Source organism: Rheinheimera sp. ATLC3 (assembly GCF_059429535.1).
Window position 1 is genome coordinate 2,237,746 of record NZ_CM182103.1, and the last position, 26,013, is coordinate 2,263,758.

Annotated in this window: 26 protein-coding genes; 8 read left to right on the plus strand and 18 right to left on the minus strand. The window is 48.3% G+C overall.

What is annotated here, in order from left to right; all coding sequences use genetic code 11:
• Positions 1-19: 19 nt before the first annotated feature.
• The 12 genes from atpG to mioC form a co-directional block, all read right to left on the minus strand.
• Positions 20-883: a F0F1 ATP synthase subunit gamma gene (gene atpG, locus AC5SV9_RS10330; protein ID WP_475152216.1), complete on the minus strand. Its 864-nt coding sequence runs from the start codon at positions 881-883 to the stop codon at positions 20-22.
• Between the two features lie 52 nt (positions 884-935).
• Positions 936-2,477, minus strand: a complete 1,542-nt coding sequence (gene atpA / locus AC5SV9_RS10335) for a F0F1 ATP synthase subunit alpha (RefSeq protein ID WP_475152217.1) — start codon at positions 2,475-2,477, stop codon at positions 936-938.
• A gap of 14 nt (positions 2,478-2,491) precedes the next feature.
• Positions 2,492-3,025 (minus strand): F0F1 ATP synthase subunit delta, encoded by a 534-nt coding sequence (gene atpH, locus AC5SV9_RS10340; RefSeq protein WP_134053428.1) that lies wholly within the window; start codon positions 3,023-3,025, stop codon positions 2,492-2,494.
• Positions 3,026-3,037: 12 nt separating this feature from the next.
• On the minus strand, positions 3,038-3,508 hold the full coding sequence (gene atpF, locus AC5SV9_RS10345; RefSeq protein ID WP_134053430.1) for a F0F1 ATP synthase subunit B: 471 nt from the start codon (positions 3,506-3,508) through the stop codon (positions 3,038-3,040).
• A 49-nt stretch (positions 3,509-3,557) separates the two neighbouring features.
• Positions 3,558-3,791 (minus strand): F0F1 ATP synthase subunit C, encoded by a 234-nt coding sequence (gene atpE, locus AC5SV9_RS10350; RefSeq protein WP_134053432.1) that lies wholly within the window; start codon positions 3,789-3,791, stop codon positions 3,558-3,560.
• 45 nt (positions 3,792-3,836) lie between these two features.
• A complete protein-coding gene (gene atpB, locus AC5SV9_RS10355) occupies positions 3,837-4,697 on the minus strand; it encodes a F0F1 ATP synthase subunit A (RefSeq protein WP_475152221.1) in 861 nt (286 codons plus the stop codon).
• Positions 4,698-4,711: 14 nt separating this feature from the next.
• Positions 4,712-5,092 (minus strand): ATP synthase subunit I, encoded by a 381-nt coding sequence (locus AC5SV9_RS10360; protein WP_134053436.1) that lies wholly within the window; start codon positions 5,090-5,092, stop codon positions 4,712-4,714.
• Positions 5,093-5,224: 132 nt separating this feature from the next.
• Positions 5,225-6,100 (minus strand): ParB/RepB/Spo0J family partition protein, encoded by an 876-nt coding sequence (locus AC5SV9_RS10365; protein WP_475152223.1) that lies wholly within the window; start codon positions 6,098-6,100, stop codon positions 5,225-5,227.
• A 29-nt stretch (positions 6,101-6,129) separates the two neighbouring features.
• Positions 6,130-6,924 (minus strand): ParA family protein, encoded by a 795-nt coding sequence (locus AC5SV9_RS10370; protein ID WP_134053440.1) that lies wholly within the window; start codon positions 6,922-6,924, stop codon positions 6,130-6,132.
• Between the two features lie 19 nt (positions 6,925-6,943).
• Complete coding sequence (gene rsmG, locus AC5SV9_RS10375; protein WP_475152225.1) at positions 6,944-7,561, minus strand: 16S rRNA (guanine(527)-N(7))-methyltransferase RsmG; 618 nt, start codon at positions 7,559-7,561, stop codon at positions 6,944-6,946.
• Positions 7,562-7,580: 19 nt separating this feature from the next.
• On the minus strand, positions 7,581-9,470 hold the full coding sequence (gene mnmG, locus AC5SV9_RS10380) for a tRNA uridine-5-carboxymethylaminomethyl(34) synthesis enzyme MnmG (protein WP_475152227.1): 1,890 nt from the start codon (positions 9,468-9,470) through the stop codon (positions 7,581-7,583).
• Between the two features lie 581 nt (positions 9,471-10,051).
• Complete coding sequence (mioC, locus tag AC5SV9_RS10385; protein WP_475152228.1) at positions 10,052-10,489, minus strand: FMN-binding protein MioC; 438 nt, start codon at positions 10,487-10,489, stop codon at positions 10,052-10,054.
• 163 nt (positions 10,490-10,652) lie between these two features.
• Here mioC and AC5SV9_RS10390 point away from each other — a divergent pair, with 163 nt between their 5' ends.
• The 6 genes from AC5SV9_RS10390 (at position 10,653) to AC5SV9_RS10415 (ending at position 17,844) form a co-directional block, all read left to right on the plus strand.
• Positions 10,653-12,422 carry a DEAD/DEAH box helicase gene (locus AC5SV9_RS10390; RefSeq protein WP_475152230.1) on the plus strand — a complete coding sequence of 590 codons (1,770 nt, stop codon included), beginning with the start codon at positions 10,653-10,655 and terminating at the stop codon, positions 12,420-12,422.
• A 154-nt stretch (positions 12,423-12,576) separates the two neighbouring features.
• Positions 12,577-15,063, plus strand: a complete 2,487-nt coding sequence (locus AC5SV9_RS10395; RefSeq protein ID WP_475152232.1) for a M1 family metallopeptidase — start codon at positions 12,577-12,579, stop codon at positions 15,061-15,063.
• On the plus strand, positions 15,063-15,557 hold the full coding sequence (locus tag AC5SV9_RS10400; protein ID WP_475152234.1) for a DUF6702 family protein: 495 nt from the start codon (positions 15,063-15,065) through the stop codon (positions 15,555-15,557). Before AC5SV9_RS10395 ends, AC5SV9_RS10400 begins: the two co-directional genes overlap by 1 nt.
• Before the next feature lie 67 nt (positions 15,558-15,624).
• Positions 15,625-16,047, plus strand: a complete 423-nt coding sequence (trxC, locus tag AC5SV9_RS10405) for a thioredoxin TrxC (RefSeq protein ID WP_475152322.1) — start codon at positions 15,625-15,627, stop codon at positions 16,045-16,047.
• Between the two features lie 25 nt (positions 16,048-16,072).
• A complete protein-coding gene (locus AC5SV9_RS10410) occupies positions 16,073-16,564 on the plus strand; it encodes a YbhB/YbcL family Raf kinase inhibitor-like protein (protein ID WP_475152237.1) in 492 nt (163 codons plus the stop codon).
• Positions 16,565-16,653: 89 nt separating this feature from the next.
• Positions 16,654-17,844 (plus strand): YbfB/YjiJ family MFS transporter, encoded by a 1,191-nt coding sequence (locus tag AC5SV9_RS10415; protein ID WP_475152240.1) that lies wholly within the window; start codon positions 16,654-16,656, stop codon positions 17,842-17,844.
• A gap of 133 nt (positions 17,845-17,977) precedes the next feature.
• Here AC5SV9_RS10415 and AC5SV9_RS10420 read toward each other — a convergent pair whose 3' ends face one another.
• The 6 genes from AC5SV9_RS10420 to rpmH form a co-directional block, all read right to left on the minus strand.
• Positions 17,978-18,922 carry an NYN domain-containing protein gene (locus AC5SV9_RS10420; RefSeq protein WP_475152243.1) on the minus strand — a complete coding sequence of 315 codons (945 nt, stop codon included), beginning with the start codon at positions 18,920-18,922 and terminating at the stop codon, positions 17,978-17,980.
• Positions 18,923-19,145: 223 nt separating this feature from the next.
• Positions 19,146-20,510, minus strand: coding sequence for a tRNA uridine-5-carboxymethylaminomethyl(34) synthesis GTPase MnmE (mnmE, locus tag AC5SV9_RS10425; protein WP_475152246.1), 1,365 nt, complete (start codon positions 20,508-20,510; stop codon positions 19,146-19,148).
• Positions 20,511-20,695: 185 nt separating this feature from the next.
• Positions 20,696-22,333: a membrane protein insertase YidC gene (gene yidC, locus AC5SV9_RS10430; RefSeq protein ID WP_475152248.1), complete on the minus strand. Its 1,638-nt coding sequence runs from the start codon at positions 22,331-22,333 to the stop codon at positions 20,696-20,698.
• A 3-nt stretch (positions 22,334-22,336) separates the two neighbouring features.
• A complete protein-coding gene (yidD, locus tag AC5SV9_RS10435) occupies positions 22,337-22,600 on the minus strand; it encodes a membrane protein insertion efficiency factor YidD (RefSeq protein ID WP_134053460.1) in 264 nt (87 codons plus the stop codon).
• The gene (gene rnpA, locus AC5SV9_RS10440; RefSeq protein ID WP_134053462.1) at positions 22,555-22,923 is read right to left on the minus strand and encodes a ribonuclease P protein component; all 369 of its coding nucleotides are present in this window, start codon (positions 22,921-22,923) and stop codon (positions 22,555-22,557) included. The genes yidD and rnpA overlap by 46 nt, the downstream gene beginning before the upstream one ends.
• A gap of 18 nt (positions 22,924-22,941) precedes the next feature.
• Positions 22,942-23,079, minus strand: coding sequence for a 50S ribosomal protein L34 (gene rpmH, locus AC5SV9_RS10445; RefSeq protein WP_008222343.1), 138 nt, complete (start codon positions 23,077-23,079; stop codon positions 22,942-22,944).
• 438 nt (positions 23,080-23,517) lie between these two features.
• On the opposite strand from rpmH, the gene dnaA reads away from it, so the two are divergent.
• Both dnaA and dnaN read left to right on the plus strand, forming a co-directional pair.
• Entirely contained in the window at positions 23,518-24,894 is a 1,377-nt protein-coding gene (gene dnaA / locus AC5SV9_RS10450) for a chromosomal replication initiator protein DnaA (RefSeq protein WP_475152325.1), read from the plus strand.
• Between the two features lie 12 nt (positions 24,895-24,906).
• Entirely contained in the window at positions 24,907-26,010 is a 1,104-nt protein-coding gene (gene dnaN / locus AC5SV9_RS10455) for a DNA polymerase III subunit beta (RefSeq protein ID WP_475152255.1), read from the plus strand.
• Positions 26,011-26,013: the final 3 nt, after the last annotated feature.

Genomic DNA, 26,013 nt, shown 5'->3' on the forward strand with positions numbered 1-26,013 from the left:
TTTCTCAAAACTGTTTACCTTAGCCTACAGCTGCCGCACCGGCGACGATTTCGCTAAGCTCCTGGGTAATCGCGGCCTGACGTGCTTTGTTGTACACCAGCTTCAGGTCGTCCATCAGGTTACCGGCGTTGTCAGTTGCAGCTTTCATTGCTACCATCCGCGCCGCGTGTTCGCTGGCAGAGTTCTCTACCACGCCCTGATAAACCTGCGATTCGACGAAACGGTCCATCAACATATCGATGATAGGTTGTGGATCCGGCTCGTACAGGTAATCCCAGTTATGCTCTTTTTGTGCTATGTCTGCTTTTGGCAAAGGTAAGAGTTGATCGATCACTGGCTCCTGCTTCATGGTGTTGACAAACTTGTTGTACACCAGAAATAAGCGGTCAATCCGGCCTTCGTTAAATGCATTAAGCATTACTTTTACCGAACCGAGCACATCAGCCAAACGTGGTACGTCACCTGAACCCGCCTGTTGCGCGACGACCTTACCACCGAAACGCTTGAAGAAGGCCGTCGCTTTGTTACCGATAACGGCAAACTGAGCGTCAACACCTTTTTCCTTCCAGCTTTTCAGCTCAAGGGCAACTTTCTTAAACTCGTTGGTATTCAGGCCACCGCAAAGACCACGATCAGTAGAAATGACAATGTAACCAACCCGTTTTACCTCACGCTCCGCTAAATACGGATGGCGGTATTCCAGGCTGCCATTGGCAACGTTACCAATCACTTTGCGCATACCTTCAGCGTATGGGCGAGTTGCAGCTACGCGGTCCTGCGCTTTGCGCATTTTGCTGACCGCAACCTTTTCCATAGCACTGGTGATCTTGCGAGTATTGTTAATACTCCCGATCTTACTTTTTATCTCTTTACCACCGGCCATGACTGTCTCTCCGATTCATTCAACGAATGGGGTGGCATACCACCCGCATTGATTACCAGGTCTGCGTTGCCTTGAATTTCTCAATGGCAGCTTTGAACGTAGACTCGATTTGGTCGTTGTAATTACCGGTTTTATCGATATCAGCCATCAGCTCAGCGTGCTCTGCTTTCATGAAAGCGATTAAACCGGCTTCAAAATCCAGGATTTTGGCCACGTCTACATCTTTCATAAAGCCTTTTTCGATAGCGAAAATAGATACACCCATTTCGGCAACAGACATCGGGCTGTACTGTAACTGTTTCATCAGTTCAGTAACCTTTTGGCCGTGCTCTAACTGAGCGCGGGTCGCTTCGTCTAAGTCAGAAGCGAACTGCGCGAACGCTGCCAACTCTGAGTACTGGGCTAATGCCAGACGAATACCACCACCTAATTTCTTGATGATCTTAGTTTGTGCTGCACCACCAACCCGCGATACCGAAATACCGGCGTTAACCGCTGGACGGATACCGGCGTTGAACAAGTCAGTTTCTAAGAAGATCTGACCGTCAGTAATCGAAATTACGTTAGTTGGTACGAACGCAGAAACGTCACCTGCCTGAGTTTCGATAATAGGCAGCGCGGTTAAAGAACCGGTTTTACCTGTTATTTCACCCTTGGTGTAACGCTCAACGTAGTCAGCATTAACGCGTGATGCACGCTCCAGCAGACGTGAGTGTAAATAGAAAACATCGCCCGGGTAAGCTTCACGGCCTGGTGGACGGCGTAACAGTAACGAGATCTGACGGTAAGCAACAGCTTGCTTAGACAAATCATCGTATACGATCAGCGCATCTTCACCGCGGTCGCGGAAGTATTCGCCCATGGTACAACCAGAGTAAGGTGCCAGGAACTGCAGTGCAGCCGCTTCTGACGCAGACGCAACAACCACGATAGTGTGGGCCAGCGCGCCGTGCTCTTCCAGCTTACGTACTACGTTAGCGATAGTAGAGGCTTTTTGGCCTACTGCTACGTAAATACATTTAACACCAGTGCCTTTCTGGTTAATGATCGCATCGATTGCTAATGCGGTTTTACCGGTTTGACGGTCACCGATTAACAATTCACGCTGCCCACGACCGATAGGGATCATCGCATCAACAGACTTGTAACCCGTTTGCATTGGCTGATCAACCGATTGACGGTCGATAACGCCTGGTGCAATTTTTTCTACCGGCTCAAAACCAGCAGCATCAATCGGGCCTTTACCGTCGATAGGTGCACCTAAGGTGTTAACCACACGGCCTAATAGCTGTGGGCCAACCGGCACTTCTAAAATACGGCCGGTACTTTTTACTTTAGTACCTTCAGTTAAGTCCGCATACGGACCCATCACTACGGCACCAACTGAGTTACGCTCTAAGTTCAGTGCGATAGCATAGCGGTTGCCAGGAAGCTCAATCATTTCACCCTGCATACAATCTGCAAGGCCGTTGATACGGATAATACCGTCAGTTACCTGAACAATAGTACCTTCGTTACGAGCTTCACTGACCACTTCGAACTGAGCAATACGACTTTTGATCAGTTCTGATATTTCAGTGGAATTCAGTTGCATTCTCTGTTCCCCAATTAAGACTGCAGCGCAGTTGCTAAACGGTCCAGCTTACCGCGGACCGAGCCATCAATAACCATGTCACCTGCTTTGATCAGCATACCGCCGACCACTGCAGGATCTTCGCTACAGTTCAATTTAACTTTGCGTGCCAAACGTTGCGATAATGCCGTGGCTAACTTGTCCTGTTGTGCTTTAGAAAGCTTGGTAGCAGAAACCACAGTAACGTCGATTTCCTTTTCATACTCCGCTTTTAACGCAACAAAGGCAGCTAACACTTCAGGCAACGCCAACAAGCGATGATTTTCTGCCATCACTTTAATAAAGTTCTGGCCGTGCTCATTGAGTTGCTCACCACATACCTGAATAAACAGACCGGCCTGCTTATCAGCAGCGCCATTGGCACTTAAATAAGCACCAACCTGGTCATTCTTTGCTACTTCTGCAGCAAAGGCCAACATCTGCAACCAGGCATCTAACGCGTTTTGCTCTACAGCAAAATCGAAAGCTGCCTTGGCGTAAGGACGAGCAATATTAGTCAAATCAGACATAGCTCATCCTCATTACAGTTCTTGAACCAGTTTTTCCAGAATGTCGCTGTGAGCAGCTTCATCAATAGACCGTTGCAGAATTTTCTCTGCGCCGGCTACTGCCAGAGCAGCAACCTGCTTGCGCAGTTCTTCGCGTAAACGGTTACGTTCCGCTTCAAGTTCTGCGCGGCCAATCGCCAGAATGTTTTCACGTTCGGCATTAGCTTTGTGCACGGCTTCATCAATCATCTTGGCTTCGCGCTTTTTCGCTTGCTCAATAATTTCTGCTGCTTGCGCTTTAGCTTCTTTTAACTGATCTTTGGCTTTATCCTGAGCTAAAGCCAGGTCTTTTTCCGCACGATCAGATGCCGCTAAACCGTCAGCAATTTTTTTCTGGCGCGCTTCGATCGCGTTGATCAGCGGCGGCCAAACAAATTTCATACAGAACAGCACGAACACCGCAAATGCGATTAATTCGCCGATCAGAGTGGCGTTTAAATTCACGACCGCTCCTCCTTAGTTAACAGTTGTTCGGATTAACACAAACCTTCAATTACAGTGCGAACAACATGTACATGGCGATACCCACACCGATCATCGCAACGGCGTCGATCAGACCTGCCAGGATGAACATTTTAACTTGCAGTGAAGGGGCCAGTTCTGGTTGACGTGCACAGGCTTCTAAGAACTTACCGCCCATGTTACCGAAACCCAGTGCAGTACCGATAGCACCGAAACCGATTAACAGAGCAACTGCGATTAATTTCAGACCTAATACTAGTTCCATTTTTTTCTCCGATATTTCAATAGTTAAAGTTAAAGTTTAAAAAAATTAGTGATTGTCTGAACTGGCCATACTTAAGTAAACGATGGTCAGCATCATAAATACGAACGCTTGTAACACGATGACCAGAATATGGAATGCCGCCCAGATAAAGTGCAGTGGTAACTGCGCTAAACCGATGGCACCAATCAGAATAAAGATCATCTCGCCGGCATACAGGTTGCCGAATAACCGCAGGGCCAGTGAAAACGGCTTAGCAACTAAGGCTATGGTTTCCAGGATCAGGTTAGCCGGGATAAGTATAATCTGCAGTGGCACGCTTTTACTGCTGAACGGATGCAGCGTTAGCTCTTTAATAAAGCCCAGCACGCCTTTAATCCGGATTGAATACCCGATCATCAGAATAAATACACCGATGGCCAGAGCAGCAGTCAGGTTCACGTCAGTCGTGGGTACAATTTTCATGTACACATCGTGTGAATCCATGCCAAAACTGGTCGCGCCAACCCAACCGGCAAACGCCGGCAGGAAATCAACCGGAATTAAGTCCATCAGGTTCATCAGGAACACCCAGACAAAGATGGTCAGTGCCAGTGGTGCGATGAGCTTACTTTTGCCGTGATAAGTGTCTTTAACGTTGGTGGCAACCATCTCGACTACCATTTCGATAAAACACTGAAACTTTCCGGGTACACCGGTTGTTGCTTTTTTTGCTGCGCTGCGGAAAATCCACAGGAACAACAAACCCAGCCCGATAGACCACGCTAATGTATCGACATGCCATGTCCAGAACCCGGCCTCGCTACACGCTTTATTAAATGCAACACTGCCATCGACAGTACACATTTTGGCGTTAGTAAGGTGGTGCTGAATATGGCTAGAGAGAGTTAACTCTTCACCTGCAGCCATGTTTCATCCCATTGTTAATGTTTAAAAAAAAACGGTGCTGACCATTGTGCTAGCAGAGTGAGCAGAAAACCGGTTAAAAACACTTCAGGTACCAGTTGCTGCTGTGAAAAAACCACGGCTAGTAACACAGCGGTTAAAATTAGTTTTAGTGACTGCCCCCGCATAAAGGCGGCCACTACAATATTTGCGTTGTCTAATGCACTGAAACGAAACGCGAAAAACGCAAATACACAATTTGGTATCACGGCAACTAAACCACCTTTAATGGCTGATTTGGCCGCGGCTGCGTCGGCAGCTAAAAAAAAAGCCAGTGCGATAACCCCGGCTACTACCAGCTGGCATAACACCAGCTTATAGGCTGATTTACGTTGCTCAGCCACACTTTTATCTGTCACTTTTTGGCCCCCTGAAATCGCCCTTGTAGGGGGTTATGAAAACTTGCGAAAGTATACTTATTTGCCTTTAATTTGCAACAAAAAGCGGCGGCAGCACTACGATAGTACAGAATTCTGGTACATTTTGGTGCATTATTGTTCAGTTATATTTAACTTGCTAATAATGCCATCTAACTCATCCAGACTGCTGTAGGCAATCTCCAGTTTACCCTTACCTTTGCTGTTGTAGCTAATTTGCACCGGTGCGGCAAAACGTTCGCTTAAACGCTGCTCCAGTGAGATGACGTCCGGATCACGAGGTTTCTCGGCAACGGCAGGTTTAGGTTCCAGGATGCGTCGTACTAAATTTTCGGTTTCCCGCACGGTAAGCTGTTTTGCGGCCACCAGGCGTGCCGCATCAGACTGTTCAGTCTCTTTTAATGCCAATAAAGCCCTGGCATGGCCCATTTCAATATCGCCATGCTCTAGCAATAATTTAACATCTTCATTTAACTGGTTCAGACGAAGCAGATTTGTTATCGAGGCACGGGATTTACCTACAGCATCAGCCACTTGTTGGTGAGTAAGCGCAAATTCGTTCAGTAAGCGCTCCAGTGCTACCGCTTCTTCCATCGCATTCAGATCTTCACGCTGAATGTTTTCTATCAGCGCTATAGCAACTGCCGCTTCGTCCGGCACATCTTTAACAATACAGGGTACTTCAGACAACTGCGCCAGCTGACTGGCACGCCAGCGTCGCTCGCCGGCAACAATTTCGAATTTGTTTTTAGCAAGCGGGCGCACAACTATCGGTTGGATCACCCCCTGGGCACGAATAGAACTGGCTAAATCTTCCAGTGCTTCCTGTGACATATCTTTACGCGGCTGATATTTGCCCGGGCTGAGAAATTCTACCGGCAACTGCTGCAGTTCGCTGCTGATCACAGTGGCAGTATCGCTGTTGCTGGTTCTGTTGGATGTAAGTAAGGCATCCAGACCCCGGCCCAAGCCGCGTTTCTTTACCGACATGCTAAATTGCTTCCCTAAAAAATTAACGCTCAGACAGCGGCGGGGCTGTTAACCGTTTTTTTATCGGCCCGGCGTAACATTTCGCCAGCCAGCGCCAGATAGGCTTTAGCCCCGGTTGAGCTCTTGTCATAATACATTACCGGTGCACCAAAACTGGGTGCTTCGGCAAGGCGCACATTGCGTGGAATAACGGCGCGGTAAACTTTATCACCAAAATGTTGTTTTAACTGCTCTGATACATCATTTGCTAAGCGGTTACGAGGATCGTACATCGTTCTTAAAATGCCTTCGATCTTTAACTCTGGATTAACAGCCGCAGCCAGCTGATTAATAGTTTCAACCAAAGCGGTTAAACCTTCCAGAGCAAAATACTCGCACTGCATTGGCACCAGTACAGTATCTGCAGCAGCCATGGCATTGACCGTAAGCATATTGAGTGAAGGTGGGCAGTCGATAAAAATAAAATCGTAACTGTTGCGGTAATCTTTCAGTGCATTGCGCAAACGCAGTTCACGGGCAAAAACATTCATTAAACGCACTTCAGCGGCGGTGAGATCGGCATTAGCGCCAACCAGATGATAACCACCACTGGTTTCTTTGACCAATACATCAACTAACGGTTTGTCATCTACCAGCAATTCATAGGCAGTCGCTGGCAGCTCATATTTATCGACCCCGCTGCCCATAGTAGCATTGCCCTGAGGATCTAAATCGATCAGAAGTACCTTGCGCTTGGTCGCAGCCAGCGAGGCAGCCAGATTCACTGCCGTAGTGGTTTTACCTACACCACCTTTCTGGTTAGCTATTGCGATCACTTTCGCCACAAGATGTCCTCGTTATCAGTTAGCAGGGGTCCAGTATTACCAAATGCCGTTGCGCTTGCAACTGTGGTACCAGTAATGGCTGAACGGACGCTACTTTAACAAAATCAGGCAAAGCTGCAATTTCTTCTTGTACAGCAGCACCTTTCATGGCGAAAAAGCGCCCAGTTGGGGCGGGTAAATGCCTGCACCAGTTCAGCATATCGTTCATCGAAGCAAAAGCACGACTGATCACGCCATCATAGCCTTGTTCTGGCTGATGGTCTTCCACCCGGCTTTGTAACGGGAAAATATTGCTCAACTTCAGCTGCAATTTCACCTGATTGAGAAAACGAATGCGTTTACCCAGACTGTCGAGCAAAGTAAATTTTTTATCCGGATAGTAGATCGCCAGTAATACACCGGGTAAACCCGGGCCGGTGCCAACATCGATAAAGCTGTCGCCAATCAGATGTGGCGCCACCACCAGACTATCCATCACATGTTTGAGCAACATTTCTTGTGGATCGCGCACAGATGTCAGGTTATATGCACTGTTCCATTTATCCAGCAGCTTTACATATTCTACACATTGCTGCAGTTGTTGTTCTGTCAGCGACAGGTCGGTTTGCGCAATCAGCGCACGTAGTTGATCTAACATCCGGTTTTCCATATTCAAATCAGGCTGTCTTGCGCAATAAACCCTGCTTTTTCAGATACACCAACAGCAATGAGATTGCTGCCGGCGTAATACCTGATATGCGTGAAGCCTGGCCAACCGTTTGCGGCTGAGTCTGATTCAACTTAACGATAACTTCGTTTGATAGGCCTTTTACTGCTTTATAATCAAATTGTTGTGGCAATAACGTTTGTTCATTACGTTGCTGTTTAGCGATTTCGTCTTGTTGGCGATGGATATAACCTTCGTACTTGATCTGAATTTCCACCTGCTCAGCCGCTGCAGGGTCAGCTAATGCAGGACCAAGGTCGGCTATTTGCATTAACTCGCTGTAATTCACTTCAGGCCGGCGTACCAGTTCTTCTAAACTGGCCTCTTTGCTAAGAGGGGTTTTTACCAAGCCATTAACAGCGGCTAATGCCGGATGCTGTGGATGGATCCAGCTTTGTTTTAAGCGCTGACGCTCCAGCGCAATTTGTTCCATTTTTTGGTTAAAGGCTGCCCAGCGGGTATCATCTACCAGCCCCAGTTCCCGGCCTTTTTCAGTTAAACGTGCATCAGCGTTGTCTTCACGCAGCATCAAACGGTATTCGGCCCGGCTGGTAAACATACGGTACGGTTCTTTGGTACCCAAGGTAGTCAGATCATCTACCAGCACACCCAGATAAGCCTGATCCCTGCTTGGCGACCAGCCTTGTAGCTCCTGGCTGAATAAGGCGGCATTTAAGCCAGCCAGTAACCCCTGTGCACCGGCTTCTTCGTAACCCGTCGTACCATTAATCTGGCCAGCAAAAAACAGACCACTGATAAACTTGGTTTCCAGCGTGCTTTTCAGATCGCGTGGATCGAAAAAATCATACTCAATGGCATAACCAGGGCGGGTTATATGGGCATTTTCCATACCCTTAATTGAACGGACTATGCTCAGCTGAACATCAAATGGCAGGCTGGTTGATATACCGTTTGGATAAAGTTCGTGGGTAGTCAGGCCTTCTGGTTCGATAAAGATCTGATGCTTATCTTTATCGGCAAAACGCATGATCTTATCTTCGATTGATGGGCAATAACGTGGACCTATACCTTCAATTACGCCGGTATACATAGGGGAGCGGTCAAGGTTATTACGGATCACATCATGGGTTTTTTCATTGGTATAGGTGATGTAACACGGTATTTGTGGCGGATGATCGGCGTGTTTGCCAAGGAACGAAAATACCGGTGTTGGGTTGTCACCTGGCTGGGCTTGCATTACCGAGAAATCAACCGTCCGTGCATCAATGCGCGGTGGTGTACCGGTTTTTAATCTGTCGACCCTGAAAGGTAATTCACGCAGGCGTTTTGCTAATGCAATTGAAGGCGGATCACCGGCGCGGCCACCGGAGTGACTTTGCAAGCCGATATGTATTTGCCCACCCAGAAAAGTACCCACGGTCAGTACAACAGCATTTGCCTTAAATTTCAGGCCCATTTGGGTAACAACGCCGGTAACTTTATCATTTTCAACAATTAAGTCATCACAGGCCTGTTGGAAGATACTTAAATTAGGTTGGTTTTCCAGCATATGCCGGATAGCTGCACGATACAATTGACGATCAGCCTGTGCCCGGGTAGCACGAACTGCCGGGCCTTTTGAACTGTTCAGCGTACGAAACTGAATACCGCCTTTGTCAGCAGCAATAGCCATAGCGCCGCCCAGGGCATCAATTTCCTTTACCAGATGACCTTTACCAATGCCGCCTATTGCCGGGTTGCACGACATCTGTCCCAGTGTCTCAACATTATGGGTAAGCAATAGGGTATTACGACCCATGCGGGCTGCTGCCAAAGCAGCTTCAGTGCCTGCATGGCCACCGCCTACAACGATGACGTCGAATGTCTGCTGGTACAGCATAGTTGCCTCAGTATCTGGATTAATAGGATCACGTTTTCAAAGAGGCGTATTGTAGCCTGATCTGAGGTTAAGTGGAATGCTGCAGAGGGCAGAGGATCTTCTAAATTAAATAAGATCTTTTTAGAGATCTTTTTATTATTTTTACTATTAGGGAGCGTCTGATAGGTGCATAAGTAGATCTTCACGAAAAGGATCAGCAGGTTAGGTTGGATCAGATCCTGTGATCAAACTAGGATCTGCTGACATTGAACCGGTGATCAACTTGGGGTGTTATCCACATATCAAAAAAATATTTTTTTTATAACTAGGATAAATACAGCTTAATCACCACTTTTATCCTTAGTTATGCACAGATGAACTGATATATTTTAAAGTCTGTATATAACTTGGGGGTAAGCCGATCTTAGCTGATCTGTCACTTATCATGGCTTTATCATGCCGATATCAGGACAACGTTGCGGGTACGCTGTACTGTGGCGTCAAGTTGGTTTTATTGCTGAGGCCAACCCGGGAGAAACTAACGTTATCCTGTTCTTCCTGAGAGATACTTGTGTTTGCGGGTGTTGTGCACCCGCTTTTTTTTATGGCAGCTTTTTTTGCAGCTGAGGTAGCCAGACCAGGGCAGTGTCTTCAGGTAACTGCGGATCCTGAGCATCAATTTCTAATGCTGTAATTAAACGGCGAGCGCCCTTTATCTGTAATAAATGGTCTATTTTTCGTCCAGCTTCGCAAAAAGTATCGTAGCCTGAGTCACCTAAAGTGATCACGGCATAAGAAAGTGTGGTAAGATCACGCCGATCTTGTGCTAATTGATCCGCAAAGGGTTGAATATTATCAGGCAGATCTCCTGCGCCATAGGTGGATGTGATTACTAACCAAACGTGATTTTGGTGAAGGTGATCCAGTTCGGGTTTCAGATGTAGTTTAACGTCATAGCCCGCTTGTACCAGTGTTTCAGCAACTTGTTCTGCCACATATTCCGCTGCGCCCATTTGGCTGCCAACGAGGATGTCGATCATGATAGGCCTCTTGTCATAAGAATGTTTGGCTATACTACTGGAATAAAATCGGTCATTACTATGTTTTTGACCTGATTTACGTGTTTTTACTGCTTTGCAGGCTAAGTAAAAACAACAATAGCACTACCACTACGCCTGCGTGTTATTGAGGTTTAAACAACGTATGTCTGACACTGTGTCATTTTCCCAGCTTATGCTGCCTGAAGCTATTGTTCGTGCTGTAACTGAACTTGGCTATGAATCACCTTCGCCTATTCAGGCGGCGGCTATCCCAAAATTATTAGCTGGTGAAAACGTGCTTGGCCAGGCGCAAACAGGTACCGGTAAAACAGGTGCTTTTGCTTTGCCATTACTGGCCCGTCTGGATCCTTCGCAGAACGATCCACAAATTCTGGTGCTTGCACCTACCCGCGAACTGGCTATTCAGGTTGCGGAAGCGTTTCAGGCGTATGCCCGCTACATGCCTGCGTTTCATGTGTTACCTTTATACGGTGGGCAAAGTTATACCAATCAGCTGAAATCGTTAAAGCGCGGTTCTCAGGTGATAGTCGGCACTCCGGGCCGTATTCTGGATCACTTAGACCGTGGCACCTTAAAGCTGGATAAGCTGCGCGCTATCGTGTTGGATGAAGCTGACGAAATGTTACGCATGGGCTTTATTGATGACGTGCAGACCATTATGGACGCAACGCCGGCAGGTCGTCAGGTCGCAATGTTCTCTGCGACGATGCCTGCGCCAATCCGTGCTATTGCACAGAAGCATTTAAAAGATGCTGAAGAAATTAAGATTGCTTCAAAAACCAGTACGGTTGAACGTATCAAACAAAGTTATGTGATGCTGGATGGTAATCAGAAACTTGACGCCTTAACCCGCGTGCTTGAAGGCGAAGAGTATGATGCTTCTATCGTTTTCGTACGTACGAAAAGTGCAACTGAAGAAATTGCAGAGAAGCTGGGCGCCCGCGGTTATGCTGTTGCCTGCCTGAACGGTGATATGAACCAGGCGCACCGTGAGCTGACGATCCGCAAAATGAAAGCTAACCAGCTGGATATTATTGTTGCAACCGACGTTGCTGCCCGTGGTTTGGACGTCGAGCGCATCAGTCTGGTGGTTAACTACGATATACCGTACGACAGCGAAGCTTATGTACACCGTATCGGCCGTACCGGCCGCGCTGGTCGTGAAGGCAAAGCTATTTTGTTTGTTTCACCACGTGAGCGCCGTTTGTTGCGTACCATTGAACATGCTACTAAACAGCCTATCGAGAAAATGTCTCTGCCATCAGGGCAAATTATTGAACAACGCCGTATAGAAACGTTCCGTGAGCAATTAGCTCAGACGGTTGAAACGCAGAATCTGAGTTTCTTCCAGGACTTGATCAACGACTGGCGCGAAAAAATAGAAGCGACGGATGCGGAATTGGCCGCTGCGTTACTGTATTTAGCACAGAAAGATCAGCCGCTGAATGTGGCCAGTCAGTTCCCGGAAATCCGTGAACCGCATGCCCGTGGCGAGCGTGAAGACCGCCCACGCCGTGAACGGAGTGATCGCCCTGAACGTGGTGATCGGCCGGATCGTGGCCCGCGTGTTAAACGTGAAATGAAAGGCGATTACCAGACTTACCGGATTGAGGTCGGTAAAGAGCATGGTGTACGTGCCGGTGATATTGTTGGTGCTATTGCTAACGAAGCTAATATCGACAGCCAGTTTATCGGTAACATCAAGCTGTTTGATCATTTCAGTACCGTAGAGTTACCTGCGGCTATTCCGAACGAAATATTCCAGCATCTGAAGAAAGTCTACGTGCGTAAGCAGAAACTGAATATCACCGTAGACACTGGCGCAGCGCCGTCGGGAGACCGTCGTCCATCTAACGGACCAGGCCCGCGGCCGGGTGCCGCACCCCGTGCGCCACGCAAGCCAAGAGACTAACCAAATAGTGTTAATTCAAAGCCCTGCTATCGCAGGGCTTTTTTATTGGCGACAGATTAACCAGATAACGTGTTAAAGCCCCCTTGTCTGACCTGCCGAAGTTTCTTATTGTAGCCGGCGAAAAATATATTCTAATAACCAGAGAGCGCTGCTAATGGCCACCACTTTTTCCAGATTTTCGATATTTAGCATGGCGGGCCTGCTGCTGTGCAGTCAGTTGGCCGGTGCCGATGCCATCCGCCAGACTAAAGGCGATTTTGAAGATAAGTTTCGCCAGCTTGATGAAGTACTGCCTACACCTAATGTGTACCGTAATGCTGCGGGCGAGCCAGCAGAAAAATACTGGCAGCAGCAAGTTGACTATAAAATATCAGCCAGTCTGAATGAAACTCAGCGCCAGCTCAGTGCCAGCCAGAACGTGCATTATCAGAACAATTCACCTTACACACTGAAGTATCTGTGGTTACAGCTGGATCAGAACATTTTTAAAAATGACTCTATGGCTGAGATGTCGACCAGTTTCGGCGGCATTGGCCGGCGTGGCCCGGAGACCAAACTGGCCAGCGGCAATGAACCGGCGAAACTGAGCCTGGACGAGCTGCGTCGTCAGCAGTTTATGGCTGATAATGAGCTCGGTTATACCATCACAAATATTAAAACCAGTAATGGCAAAGCGTTAAAGGCAACGCTGGTGGGCACGTTAATGCGTATCGACCTGGACAAGCCGTTAAAAGCTGGCCAGGCCGTGGACTTTAGTCTGGATTTTTCCTTTAACATTGTTGAAGAAGACGCTGTATCTGCGCGTTCCGGCTATGAGCATTTCCCTAAAGATGAGCGGGAAGGCGGTAACGACATCTTTTTACTGGCGCAGTGGTTCCCGCGCCTGGTGGCTTACACCGATTACGAAGCCTGGACCAATAAAGAATTTCTTGGCCGAGGCGAGTTTACGCTGGAATTCGGTGACTATGACGTCAGCCTGACGGTACCGGCTGATCATGTCGTCTCTGCCACCGGTGTGTTGCAAAATAGCAGTAAAGTACTAACCAAAGCGCAGCAGCAACGGCTGGAGCAGGCAAAAACGGCTAAGCGCCCGGTGTTTATTGTTACTGAACAGGAAGCACTGGAAAACGAAAAAGCCGGCACGGACAAAACCAAAACCTGGCATTTTAAAGCTGACAAGGTGCGTGATTTTGCCTGGGCGTCGTCGCGCAAATTTATCTGGGATGCCAAAGGTTATCAGCAGGGTGGTGCTGAGCAACCTTTCGTGATGGCCATGTCGTTTTACCCGAAAGAAGGTGGAGAACTGTGGCAGAAATACTCTACTGAAGCCGTTGTACACACGCTGGAAGTGTATTCGCGATTCTCATTTGATTACCCTTATCCGGTCGCGCAATCGGTTAACGGCCCGGTGGGCGGTATGGAATATCCGATGATTTCTTTTAATGGCCCGCGAACCAAATTACAGGATGATGGCAGCCGCACCTATTCGCAGGCTGAGAAACGTTTTCTGATTGGCGTAGTGATCCACGAAGTGGGACACAATTATTTCCCGATGATCGTTAACTCCGATGAGCGGCAGTGGACCTGGATGGATGAAGGACTGAATAGTTTTCTTGACGGTATTGCCGGCCGCGAATGGGACCCGACCATTCCATGGGGAGTGGAAGCGCGTGATGTCGTGGATTATATGAAATCCAGCACACAGGTGCCGACAATGACGCAATCGGACAGTGTGCTGCGTTTAGGGCCAAATGCCTACACTAAACCCGCCGTGGCGCTGAATATTTTGCGTGAGGTGATTTTAGGCCGTGAACTGTTCGATTTTGCCTTTAAAGAATACTCGCAGCGCTGGAAGTTTAAACGCCCGACACCATCAGACTTTTTCCGCACCATGGAAGAAGCGTCAGGGGTTGACCTTGACTGGTTCTGGCGTGGCTGGTTCTACAGCACAGATCATGTCGATATTTCACTTGATCGGGTATACAAATTACAACTGGATACTAAAAATCCGGACATTGATTTTGCCCGACTGCGCCAGATAGAAGCTGATAAGCCTGCCTCAGTATTTGTTGAACGGAACAAAGCGGAAGGCAAAACCTTATGGGTTGAGCGCAATAAAGATGTGACTGATTTTTATGATGAGCATGATCAGTTCACCGTAACGAACAAAGAACGGAATGCCTATAACAAGTTTCTGAAAGAGTTAGAACCATGGGAACGCCAGGTATTTGAGCGTGCGGTTAAAGAAGACAAAAATTACTACGTGCTCGATTTTAGCAACCTGGGTGGCCTGGTAATGCCGATACTGCTACAGCTGAATTATGCGGATGGCAGCTCGGAGGAGCGTTATATTCCGGCAGAAATCTGGCGCCGCAGCCCGTTCAATGTCAGCAAACTTATTGTTACTGACAAAGAAAAAGTGCTGCAGAGTGTTGAAGTTGACCCGAAATGGCTGACAGCAGATGTCGATGTAGAAAATAACTATTATCCACGCCGCATTATTCCTTCGCGTATCGAAGCGTACAAAGCCGAGAAGAGTAAAGCCAAGGTCAGCCGCGATATTATGCAGGATATTAAGACCAAGCTGAAAGACCCTGCCGTGAAAGACGAGGCGGCTAAAGACGGTAGCAAGGACGATTAATGCGTCTGTTACCGCTTGCCTTAATGTTGTCAGTGCTGGCTTTGAGTGGCCAGACACTGGCACATGAAATGAAAACGGCGCTGACCCGCGTGCTGTTTAACGCCCGCAGCGGTAACCTTGAAGTAATGCACCGGTTTTATGTGCATGATGCTGAGCATGGTGTGAAAGAGCTGTTTGATAAGTCGGCTGATTTATTAAACAGCGAGCAAACACAACAGACTTTCAGTCAGTACGTTAGTGAGCACTTTGCACTGCAGACGCCTGAGGGGGCGGTGTTACCGTTAACTTTGCTCGGCGGTCAGCTGGACGGGCGTTTTTTCTGGGTCTACCAGGAAATGCCGTTACCTGATGAGCTGGGGGGGCTGCGCATTAAGCAAGACGCGCTACAGGCTATCTGGCCCAGTCAGGTCAACGTGGTTAACGTAGAAGGGCGGGGCAGGATCCAGAGCCTGACTTTTGATAACCAGACAACCTGGCAACAGCTGCAATTTTAACCCTACCTTTAAATTTGCTGCACCAGACGCTATATAGTCTGCATATAGCTGAGTCTGGAATATTGTGATGATTATTGCCTGCCCTTATTGTGCTGCGCTCAACCGGGTGCCCGCTGATCGACTGCAACAACAACCGGTTTGTGGTAAATGTAAAACGGCGTTATTCAGTGGTAAACCTGTCGAACTGACTATGGCAAACTTTGCCGCCCATGCGCAAAAAGCTGAACTTCCGCTGGTAGTCGATTTCTGGGCCAGCTGGTGTGGCCCCTGCCAGAGTTTTGCCCCGGTTTTCAGCCAGGCCGCCAGCGAGCTGGAGCCGCATTTCCGTTTTGGCAAAATTAATACCGAACAGCAACAACAACTGGCGGCGCAGTTTAATATTCGCTCTATACCCACTCTAATGGTATTTAAACAAGGTAAAGTGGTAGCGCAGCAGGCAGGCGCATTTCCGAAGCAAGCCTTTTATCAATGGCTATCTCAGTTTAAGTAAGTATTTACTCACTTTTGGAGGCACGATGACAACGCAACGTTTTACTTTAAGTAGCCCGGACATTCAGGAAGGCCACTTTATGGCAAAGGAATATGAGTTTGATGGCTGGGGCTGCAGTGGTGAAAATGTTTCGCCTGAACTGAACTGGCAGCACGCACCTGCGGGCACGAAAAGTTTTGCGGTTACGGTATTTGACCCAGATGCGCCAACCGGTTCAGGCTTCTGGCACTGGCTGGTCGCTGATATTCCATTTGCTGCAACGGGTTTAGCCCGTGGGGCCGGTAAAGGCAGCCTGCCAACCGGTAGTCGCAGCTTTAGCAATGACTACGGCACTAAAGAGTTCGGCGGCGCCTGCCCGCCTGAAGGCCATGGTATGCACCGCTATCAGTTTACGGTGTGGGCGCTGCCAGAAGAGACATTGCCGGTGCCGGATGGTGCCAGTGCCGCTGCTGTTGGCTTTAATTTAAATGCAATGGCATTGGGTAAAGCCACCCTGACGGCGACTTACGCCCGTTAAACCTGTATATCTGGTTATCAGACTAAGGCCGCATATCGCGGCCTTTTTTCTTACGCTAAGCTGCTTTTTTAGCCAGCGGACGCCTTTACATGCATCTGTCTTCACAGCGATTTTACGTGCTATTTGCCGGCTTTTTCAGTCAGCTGCTTTGTTTGGGTATAGCCCGCTTTGCCTATACGCCTTTGCTACCGATAATGCAGCAGCAAACCCTGCTCAATGATGCCACCGGCGGCTACCTGGCGGCGGTAAATTATGCTGGCTACATGATTGGTGCTTTGCTGGCTGCCACAGTCAGTCGTTTACAGACTAAAGACACCCTGTACCGCCTTGGGTTGGTTTTAGCGCTACTGAGCACCCTGGGAATGGCGCTGAGCGAGAATCTATACCTGTGGGCATTCTGGCGCTTTATTGCCGGTTTAAGCAGTGCCGGTTCTATGTTACTGGCGTCGGCGCTTATCCTGCACTGGCTGGTGCGTAATGGCCAGCGCGCAGAGCTGGGGGTGCATTTTGCCGGCTTAGGCTTCGGTATAGCGCTCAGTGCTGTATTGGTAGAAGTCATGTTATCGCTTAACTTATCCTGGTCCACGCAGTGGTGGTACCTGGCAGGGTTTTCTGCATTACTGATGATACCTGCCTGGCGCTGGTTACCGCCGCCAGCAGCCAACAACGCGATTGTGACGGGTGAATCGGCCGCCACTAAGGTATCCCGGCGGTTTTTCCGGCTAATGTTAGCCAGCTACTTTTGTGCCGGTTACGGCTATGTGATAAGTGCAACCTTTATTGTCGCTATCGTAGAGCGTATGCCGGGCTTGGATGGCAGCGGTAACCTGAGTTTTATTATGCTCGGGCTGGCGGCGACGCCAGCCGTATTGTGGTGGGATCTGGTTGCACGTAAAACCGGCTACTTAAAAGCGATTATGTTGGCGCTACTGTTACAGGCCGCTTCAATAGTATTACCTTTATGGTTTAGCTCTTTAGCGGTTGTACTGGTTAGCGCCGCACTATTTGGCGCAACCTTTGTTGGTGTTGTTAGCCTGGTATTGACGATGGCAGGGCGCTTGTATCCGGCTAAGCCCGCTAAGTTGATGGGTAAAATGACACTGGCCTATGGCGCTGCGCAGGTATTGGCGCCGGCGTTAACCGGCTACTTGGCCGAAGTGAGCGGCCAGTATGCTATTGGCCTGTATCTGGCCGCGGGTTTTGTTGCGTTAGGCGCAGTACTGATAGCGGTGCTGATCGTAACGGATAACACCGCACAGCAGTTGGATGAAGTAAATTAATTACTTTTCGATAAATTATATAAAAAATTTATATAAATCAATTTTTTATATAATTTTTGTAGGTCCTTTTGGGGGACGTTTTCGGATAAAAAAGTATCATGGTAGGCAAAGATAAGCTTTTCGTAGGTAGTTGCTATGTCTTTCCGTTTATCGATAAAAAGTCAGCATATGCTTGTGCATGGACAAGGACTAATTTTGCGGTATCGATATCGTCGAGTAAGTCGATTGCCGGAGATGGCAGGTCAGGAACACCATCGATAGCATTTTTCACTGGTTGCTGCTCAAGCCATTGGTAAACCTTATTTCGTTTTTTCATGGCTGCAAAAAGAATTTCAAAGATCTGCCCCGAAAGCTCTTTAGCGCCGAACCATTCTAATGGCTTTCTGATACTTGATTTGAGTTCTGCTCTCACGGAACGGTCTATTCTTAGCGCTAGCTGAGCTGCTTTTAGTTCTTCGGGTTTAATTTCTTTTTTTGCCCAATCAACTCGAAGAGCAAGGTCTGTTGCTTGATGCCGATATATGCCGTCAACCGGTGCGATGACACCAGTTTTTATGTGGCCCATTTTTTTAAGCGCATCAAGTAAGGGGCATAGATCGGTATCGTTAGAAACGAATACAAAATGTTGAGGCGATGGATCGCTGAATGCGTCCATTAAAGCGTGGACTGCAATATTGATGTCCGTTTGCTTTTCTTCGATCCGCCAAACGTTTACTTGCGGACATCCTGCGTGAAGTTCTTTGGGTCGCATCGGGTCCACTTGTCGTAAAGTCACAGGGTTCACGGTATGGGTTCCGAGAATAATAGTGAACATTTCTTCGGGATAAATGCATTGTAACGCTTGGTGGTAAGCTTTTTGGTCGGTTGTAGCTGTTGCTGAAAAGGTAATTTTCGGTATAACTTCGGAAGTAAAGTATTTCGTAATTACTACGTTACCTAGTTCTGCCATAATTTTTGCTGGAACGGAGTTTGTGATCGCACTTTTGACCAGCTCAATCGGGTCTAACCATTTATAAGGGGTGTTTTTTAGAACACCGTAATACAGGTTGTAACCGTCGATGTAGATGCGAGTCTTCATTTGTGCTTTCCATAGCCACATGCTGTAAAAACGAAAAAACCGGCATAGAGCCGGCTTTTTCCCCCTCGTCTCGCAAATCGCAATGCTTACGTAGATTTCGGGTTAGTTGTTAAGCACATATTAGCAGTACTCTTGCACTCATCTGGTCTAACCAGTTAGGGTTTACTTTCGAAACCTATGATTTTCTACGCAGAATATTTAATTATTATAAATAATTTGTGGATTATTTGCCGATACAAAACGAGCTGAATATACGCCCCAGTAAGTCATCTGAGCTGAATTCGCCGGTAATTTCATTTAAGTGCTGCTGGGTTAACCGTAGCTCTTCTGCCAGGATCTCACCGGCGATAAAACTGTGCAGTTGCTCCTGACCAATAGCTAAATGCTCGGCGGCGCGATCCAATGCATCCAAATGACGGCGGCGGGCGAGGAAGCTGCCTTCAACGCTGGCATCAAAACCAATACATTGTTTTAAATGTTCGCGCAGGGCATCGATACCGGCGCCTGTTTTGGCTGACAGGCGATAAACCGGTGCTTTAGCTGTCAGATCAGCCTTCATTGGCTCGCCGGTTAAATCGGCTTTGTTGCGGATAACTGTAACGCCTAAGTTGGCCGGTAAGCGGTCGATAAAATCAGGCCAGATATCATGTGGGTCAGTCGCATCGGTGGTGGTGCCATCAACCATAAACAGCACCCGGTCGGCTTGCTCTATTTCTTTCCAGGCCCGTTCAATACCTATTTGCTCGACCTGATCTGTGGCGTCGCGAAGACCGGCAGTGTCGATAATATGCAGCGGCATACCGTCGATATGAATATGTTCACGCAGTACATCGCGCGTGGTACCCGCGATGTCGGTAACAATAGCGGCTTCACGGCCGGCTAAGGCATTTAATAAGCTGGATTTACCGGCATTGGGCCGGCCGGCAATCACCACTTTCATACCTTCACGCAGAATACTGCCTTGCGTTGCTTGCTTCTTCACATTAGCCAGATAATCTATTATCTCCGCCAGATCGCCAGCGACTTTACCATCAGATAGAAAGTCGATTTCTTCATCCGGGAAATCTATAGCGGCTTCAACGTACATACGCAGGTAAATGACTTTTTCGACCAGCTCATGAATATGGCGCGAGAACTCGCCCTGCAGCGATTGCATGGCGCTACGGGCAGCTTGCTCGCTGCTGGCATCAATTAAATCGGCAATCGCTTCGGCCTGGGCTAAATCCAGCTTGTCGTTTAAAAAGGCTCGTTCAGAAAACTCACCCGGGCGTGCAATGCGCACATTAGGCAGGGCCAGCACCTGCTTTAACAACATATCAAGCAATACCGGGCCGCCGTGGCCTTGCAGTTCCAGTACATCTTCACCGGTAAAGGAGTTTGGCCCGGGAAAATATAAGGCAATACCCTGATCCAGTATCTGCTTATTGTTATCAAAAAATGGCAGGTATTCAGCATAACGGGTTTTTGGAATGCGATGCAGTATGGCCTGGGCAACGGCTTTGGTGTCGGGGCCGGAAATACGAATAATACCAACACCGGCGCGGCCGGGGGCTGTAGCTAAAGCGGCGATGGTGTCGGTAGTAAACATGTGTTGCCTCTTAATAGAAAAAGCCTGTCGCGGTGTGCTGACAGGCTGATAGTGTTGCTATTGGCCGGAGCCGGGAAATTCCTGCTTCGCCGTCTTCGACAGTACATCCCTGTACTGTCTCAGCCTGCGCGGCATCCCTGCCGCTGCTATGCAGGAACACCCGGCTCCGACCTGATGGTATCGCGTCAGGCCTTTTTAGTATGTAAGCCTTTCTTTTCCATACCTTTGTAGATGTATAACATCTGCGCCAGTGAAATCAGGTTACTGACAAACCAGTACAGTACCAGGCCACTTGGGAACCAGAGGAAGAATACGGAGAAAGCCACCGGCATCCACATCATAATCTTCTGCTGCATTGGGTCAGTCACCTGCATTGGCGTCAGCTTTTGCATTAAGAACATGCTCAGACCAAATAACACCGGTAATACGTAGTACGGGTCCTGAGCTGACAGGTCATTAATCCACAGCATAAACGGGGCGTGACGCAGCTCTACGCTTTCGACAAAAACCCAGTACAGCGCCAGGAAAATCGGCATCTGGATCAGCATCGGCAAACAGCCTCCCATAGGGTTAACTTTTTCTTTGCGGTATAGCTCCATCATCGCCGGGCCCATTTTCTGCCGGTCATCTTTGTAGCGTGCCTGCAGCTCGTCAATTTTTGGCTTCAGATTACGCATTTTCGCCATCGACTCGTACTGCACTTTGGTCAGCGGGTACATAGCGCCTTTTACAATTAGCGTAATACAGATGATGGCCAGACCCCAGTTTACGACAAAACCCTGAATGGTGGTCAGTAACCAGAACAGAGGTTTTGAGATAAACCACAGGAAACCGTAATCAACGGTTAAATCCAGGCCATTGGCGATATTTGCCAGATGATCCTGCTCTTTTGGTCCGGCATAAAAGGTACTGCCTAAAGTTGCTTGAGCTCCGGGTTCGATATTAACGGCAGGGCCTTTAGCGCCGATTACACCCTGGCCATTGCGCACTAAACTGTATAGCTGGTTTTCTGTTTGTTGATCCGGTACCCAGGCAGAAACGAAGTAGTGTTCCAGCATTGCAACCCAGCCGCCAGTCGTGGCTTCTAACAGGTTCTTTTCCTGCATATCATCAAACGCGTATTTGTTGTAACGGTCTGATGATGTGCCAAAAGCGGCACCGCGGTAAATCGGCATCATCATGCTGCTTTTTTTACCGCTGTCGATGGTTTGCACCAAATGCTGGTAGGGCTGCACAGTTTTAACTTCGCCACTTTGGTTGTGCAGTAGATATTCTACCCGGACATCATATTGGCCCGCTTTAAAAATAAAGCGCTTTTCTACCGTTAAACCATTGTGGTTAAACACTAAAGGTACTATCAGTTCGTTAGCGCCATCAGCCAGGGTGTAGCTGCTTTGTGCTGCGGTATATACCGGCCGGCTGTTACGGCTGTCGTCCGGGCCGTCACGGCCAATTAAGCCGCTTTGAGCAACGTATTCAAAACCTGGCAGCTTGCGCATCAGTGGATACGCATCGCCTTCACCTTTATGCAGCTCGAAGGCTGGCAGCTGCAATGCAACAATATCGCCACCACGGGTGTCGATTTTCAGCTGCAGCACATCCGTGCTTATAGCAATAGTGCGGGCTGCCGCTGCGGTATTGACTGCTGGTTGCTCTGCATCTGCAGTGGTCAGCTGCAAATCGGCTGAGCCGCCAGTAGCGTTGCTGTCTTGTTGGGTTACTGGTGTGACAGGCTTCGGCGCCGTGTCAATATTCCACTGTTGCCACAGTAAAAAACTGACCAGTGCCAGACCAATAACTAATAAACTACGTTGTGATTCCATGGCTTAGCTTTTCTCATTGTGCTTTTCAGGAACAGGATCATCACCGCCTGCATGCAGGGGATGACATTTTAATAACCGCTTCGTGGTTAACCAACTGCCTTTAATCACACCAAAGCGCTCTATTGCCGTAATGGCATAGTGCGAGCAAGTGGGGTGAAAGCGGCAGCTTGGCCCAAGCAGAGGGCTGATAAGTCTCTGGTAACCGCGTAACAGCAGCAAGGCTAAGCTGACAGCGAAGCGGTGTATTGGCGTTCGATCTTGCGCCATAACTTTTCCAGTTGCCTCTGTAACTCGTCATTAGCTGTATTGCTAATATCACCCTTTACCATCAGTACCAAATCGACACCCGGCAACTCATGCTGATGCAAACGAAAGCTGTTACGCACGCAGCGCTTAATGCGGTTACGGTGCACGGCTAATTTAACACGTTTTTTTGCGATAGTAAGGCCTAATCGGGGATGAGGCAGGTGATTGGCTTTTGCCAGGATGGTAAACAGCGGAGAAGATACCCGGAAAGGGAGTTGGAAGACGTTATCAAATTGACCGGGAGTTAACAGGCGTAACTCCCTGCCGAATTTTAAGCTGACCACTCAGCGGCTAACCGCTGATTAAGCTGTTAAACGCTTACGGCCTTTAGCACGACGACGCGCTAATACCTGACGACCATTTTTAGTGGCCATACGGGCACGGAAACCGTGGTTACGCTTGCGCTTTAATACGCTTGGTTGAAAAGTTCTTTTACTCATAATTCACCCGTTCGGTCGAAATATTTACTAAAGGTTTCTGTGTTTTAGTAAATATACCAAAACGCAGCTGACAAAAATGAGCGCGAATTTTAAGTACTCTGAGGGGCAAAGTCAATCTGATCCTGCGTTTTATTACAGCGCGATCCTGTCCGATCCTGTTTTTATTTAAGTTTTCCACAGATAAGCTGTTGTCGGCTGAATAAAGTGTGGGTTACTTCGCGGTTAGTTCAAATTTGTCACAGCGAAACAGGCGGTATTATTAATCGATATAAGAGAAATTTATTTAGGTAAAACAAAGTGTTGATTTTATTTGTTGGCGCAGGCTGCTAATTTGAAAAAGTCAATATTGAACTTGTGGATAAGATAGTACCATAATGTGCGCTTCGATAACTTACGCCAGCCTTTTTAACCATTATAACTAAGGCTTCAGGAGATATGGTGTATCAGTCCGTTTGGCAAAATTGCCTGCAAGCGCTGCAAGCTGAATTACCCGCGCAGCATTTCAGTATGTGGATCCGCCCACTGCAAGCTGACAGTTCTGACACAGGGTTAACGTTGTACGCACCTAATCGGTTTGTACTGGATTGGGTACGTGAGAAGTATCTGAACCGGATTATGGAGCTGATCCAGGATTACTGTGGTGATGATGCGCCACGGTTGAAATTTGACGTCGGCAGCAGCTCTGTTGGAAAAGGGCGATCCGTAGCACCGGCACCGGCCACTATTACGGCAGTGGCGCATACAGCAGAACCGGTTGCAAAAGAAGCACCTGAGCCGGCCCCTAAAACCATTGTCACCAGTAACGTCCGCGCTAACTATACCTTTACCAACTTTGTTGAAGGTAAATCTAACCAACTGGCGCGTGCTGCAGCTAGCCAGGTCGCAGACAACCCCGGTACAGCGTACAACCCATTGTTTATCTACGGTGGCACAGGTTTGGGTAAAACCCACTTATTGCATGCGGTTGGCAATGGCATTTTGGCGAAAAAGCCTGACGCTAAAGTTATCTATATGCACTCTGAACGCTTTGTGCAGGATATGGTTAAAGCCTTACAAAACAACGCGATAGAAGAATTTAAGCGTTATTATCGTTCAGTGGATGCACTGCTTATTGATGACATTCAGTTCTTTGCTAATAAAGAACGCTCGCAGGAAGAGTTTTTTCATACCTTTAATGCCCTGCTCGAAGGTAATCAACAGATCATCCTGACCAGTGACCGTTACCCGAAAGAAATTGATGGTGTAGAAGACCGGCTTAAATCCCGCTTTGGCTGGGGTCTGACGATAGCGATCGAGCCGCCGGAGCTTGAAACCCGCGTTGCGATCCTGATGCGTAAAGCACATGAGAATCAGATCCGTTTGCCGGAAGAAGTGGCGTTTTTTATTGCTAAGCGCTTACGCTCAAACGTGCGCGAACTCGAAGGCGCGTTAAACCGGGTTATCGCCAACGCCAACTTTACGGGCCGGCCTATAACCATCGATTTTGTCCGCGAAGCGCTGCGGGATCTGCTTGCGCTGCAAGATAAACTGGTTACCATTGAAAACATTCAGAAAACCGTCGCTGAATACTACAAAATCCGCGTCGCGGATTTGCTATCAAAGCGCCGCTCTCGCTCTGTAGCGCGGCCGCGACAGATGGCGATGGCACTGTCAAAAGAGCTAACTAATCATAGCTTGCCTGAAATCGGTGATGCTTTCGGTGGTCGCGATCATACGACGGTGCTGCATGCCTGCCGTAAGATAGAATCACTGAAAGAAGAAACACACGAAATCAAAGAAGACTTCCAGAATTTAATCCGTACTTTGTCATCGTAAAGGGACTTGGTCATGCAATTTACTATCAACCGAGACGCTTTGTTAAAACCATTACAAATGGTTTCCGGAGCGATAGAGCGTCGCCATACACTGCCGATTTTATCCAATGTATTGTTAGAGGTGAGCGAAGAGCGCTTATCGCTGACCGGTACCGATTTAGAGGTAGAGCTGGTAGCAACCACTGATGCGCTGACAATACAAAGCCCTGGCCGCATTACGGTGCCGGCAAAAAAGTTACTGGATATCTGCCGCAGTTTACCTGAGGCCTCTGATATAAAAGTGCAACTGCAGGCTGATAGCTGCATTCTTACCTGCGGTAAGACCAAATTCACTTTGTCGACGCTGAGCGCGTCTGAGTACCCCAACCTGGAGAGCTGGCAGGGTGAGGTCGATATTCAGTTGTCGCGGCAACAATTGCGCAAGCTGTTAGACGATACCGCATTTTCGATGGCGAATCAGGACGTGCGTTACTATTTAAATGGTCTGTTATTTGAAGTAGATAACGGTGCCGTTAAAGCAGTAGCAACTGACGGCCACCGGCTGGCACTAAGCTCGCTGGAGTTGGCGGGGCTGGTCGCGCAACAAAAACAAATTATTATTCCACGTAAAGGCGTGTTGGAAATTATGCGGTTGCTGGCCAGCGACGAGCAGCTTATTACATTGAGTCTGGGCCAGAACCACATTCGGCTGACTGACACTAATTACGTGTTCAGCAGTAAATTGATTGATGGGCGTTTCCCTGATTACCGCCGCGTGTTACCGCGTAACAGCACTAAGTTGGTGACTGCGCATCGCAGTGTACTGAAAGATGCCTGCACCCGTGCGTCTATCTTATCGAACGAAAAATACCGGGGCGTACGTTTTACCCTCAGTAGCGGTGAAATGCAGATAGTGGCAAATAACCCTGAGCATGAGCAGGCCGAAGAAATTATTGAAGTTGAGTATCAGGGCGATAGTCTTGAAATCGGCTTTAACGTTGGCTATCTGCTGGATGTATTAAATACGTTGGGTACCGATCTGGTCATCCTGCATTTGAACGACGCCAATTCCAGCGCTCTGGTCGAGGGCGTTGGTAATGTCGGAGCCTCGTACGTCGTTATGCCAATGCGCCTCTAACCT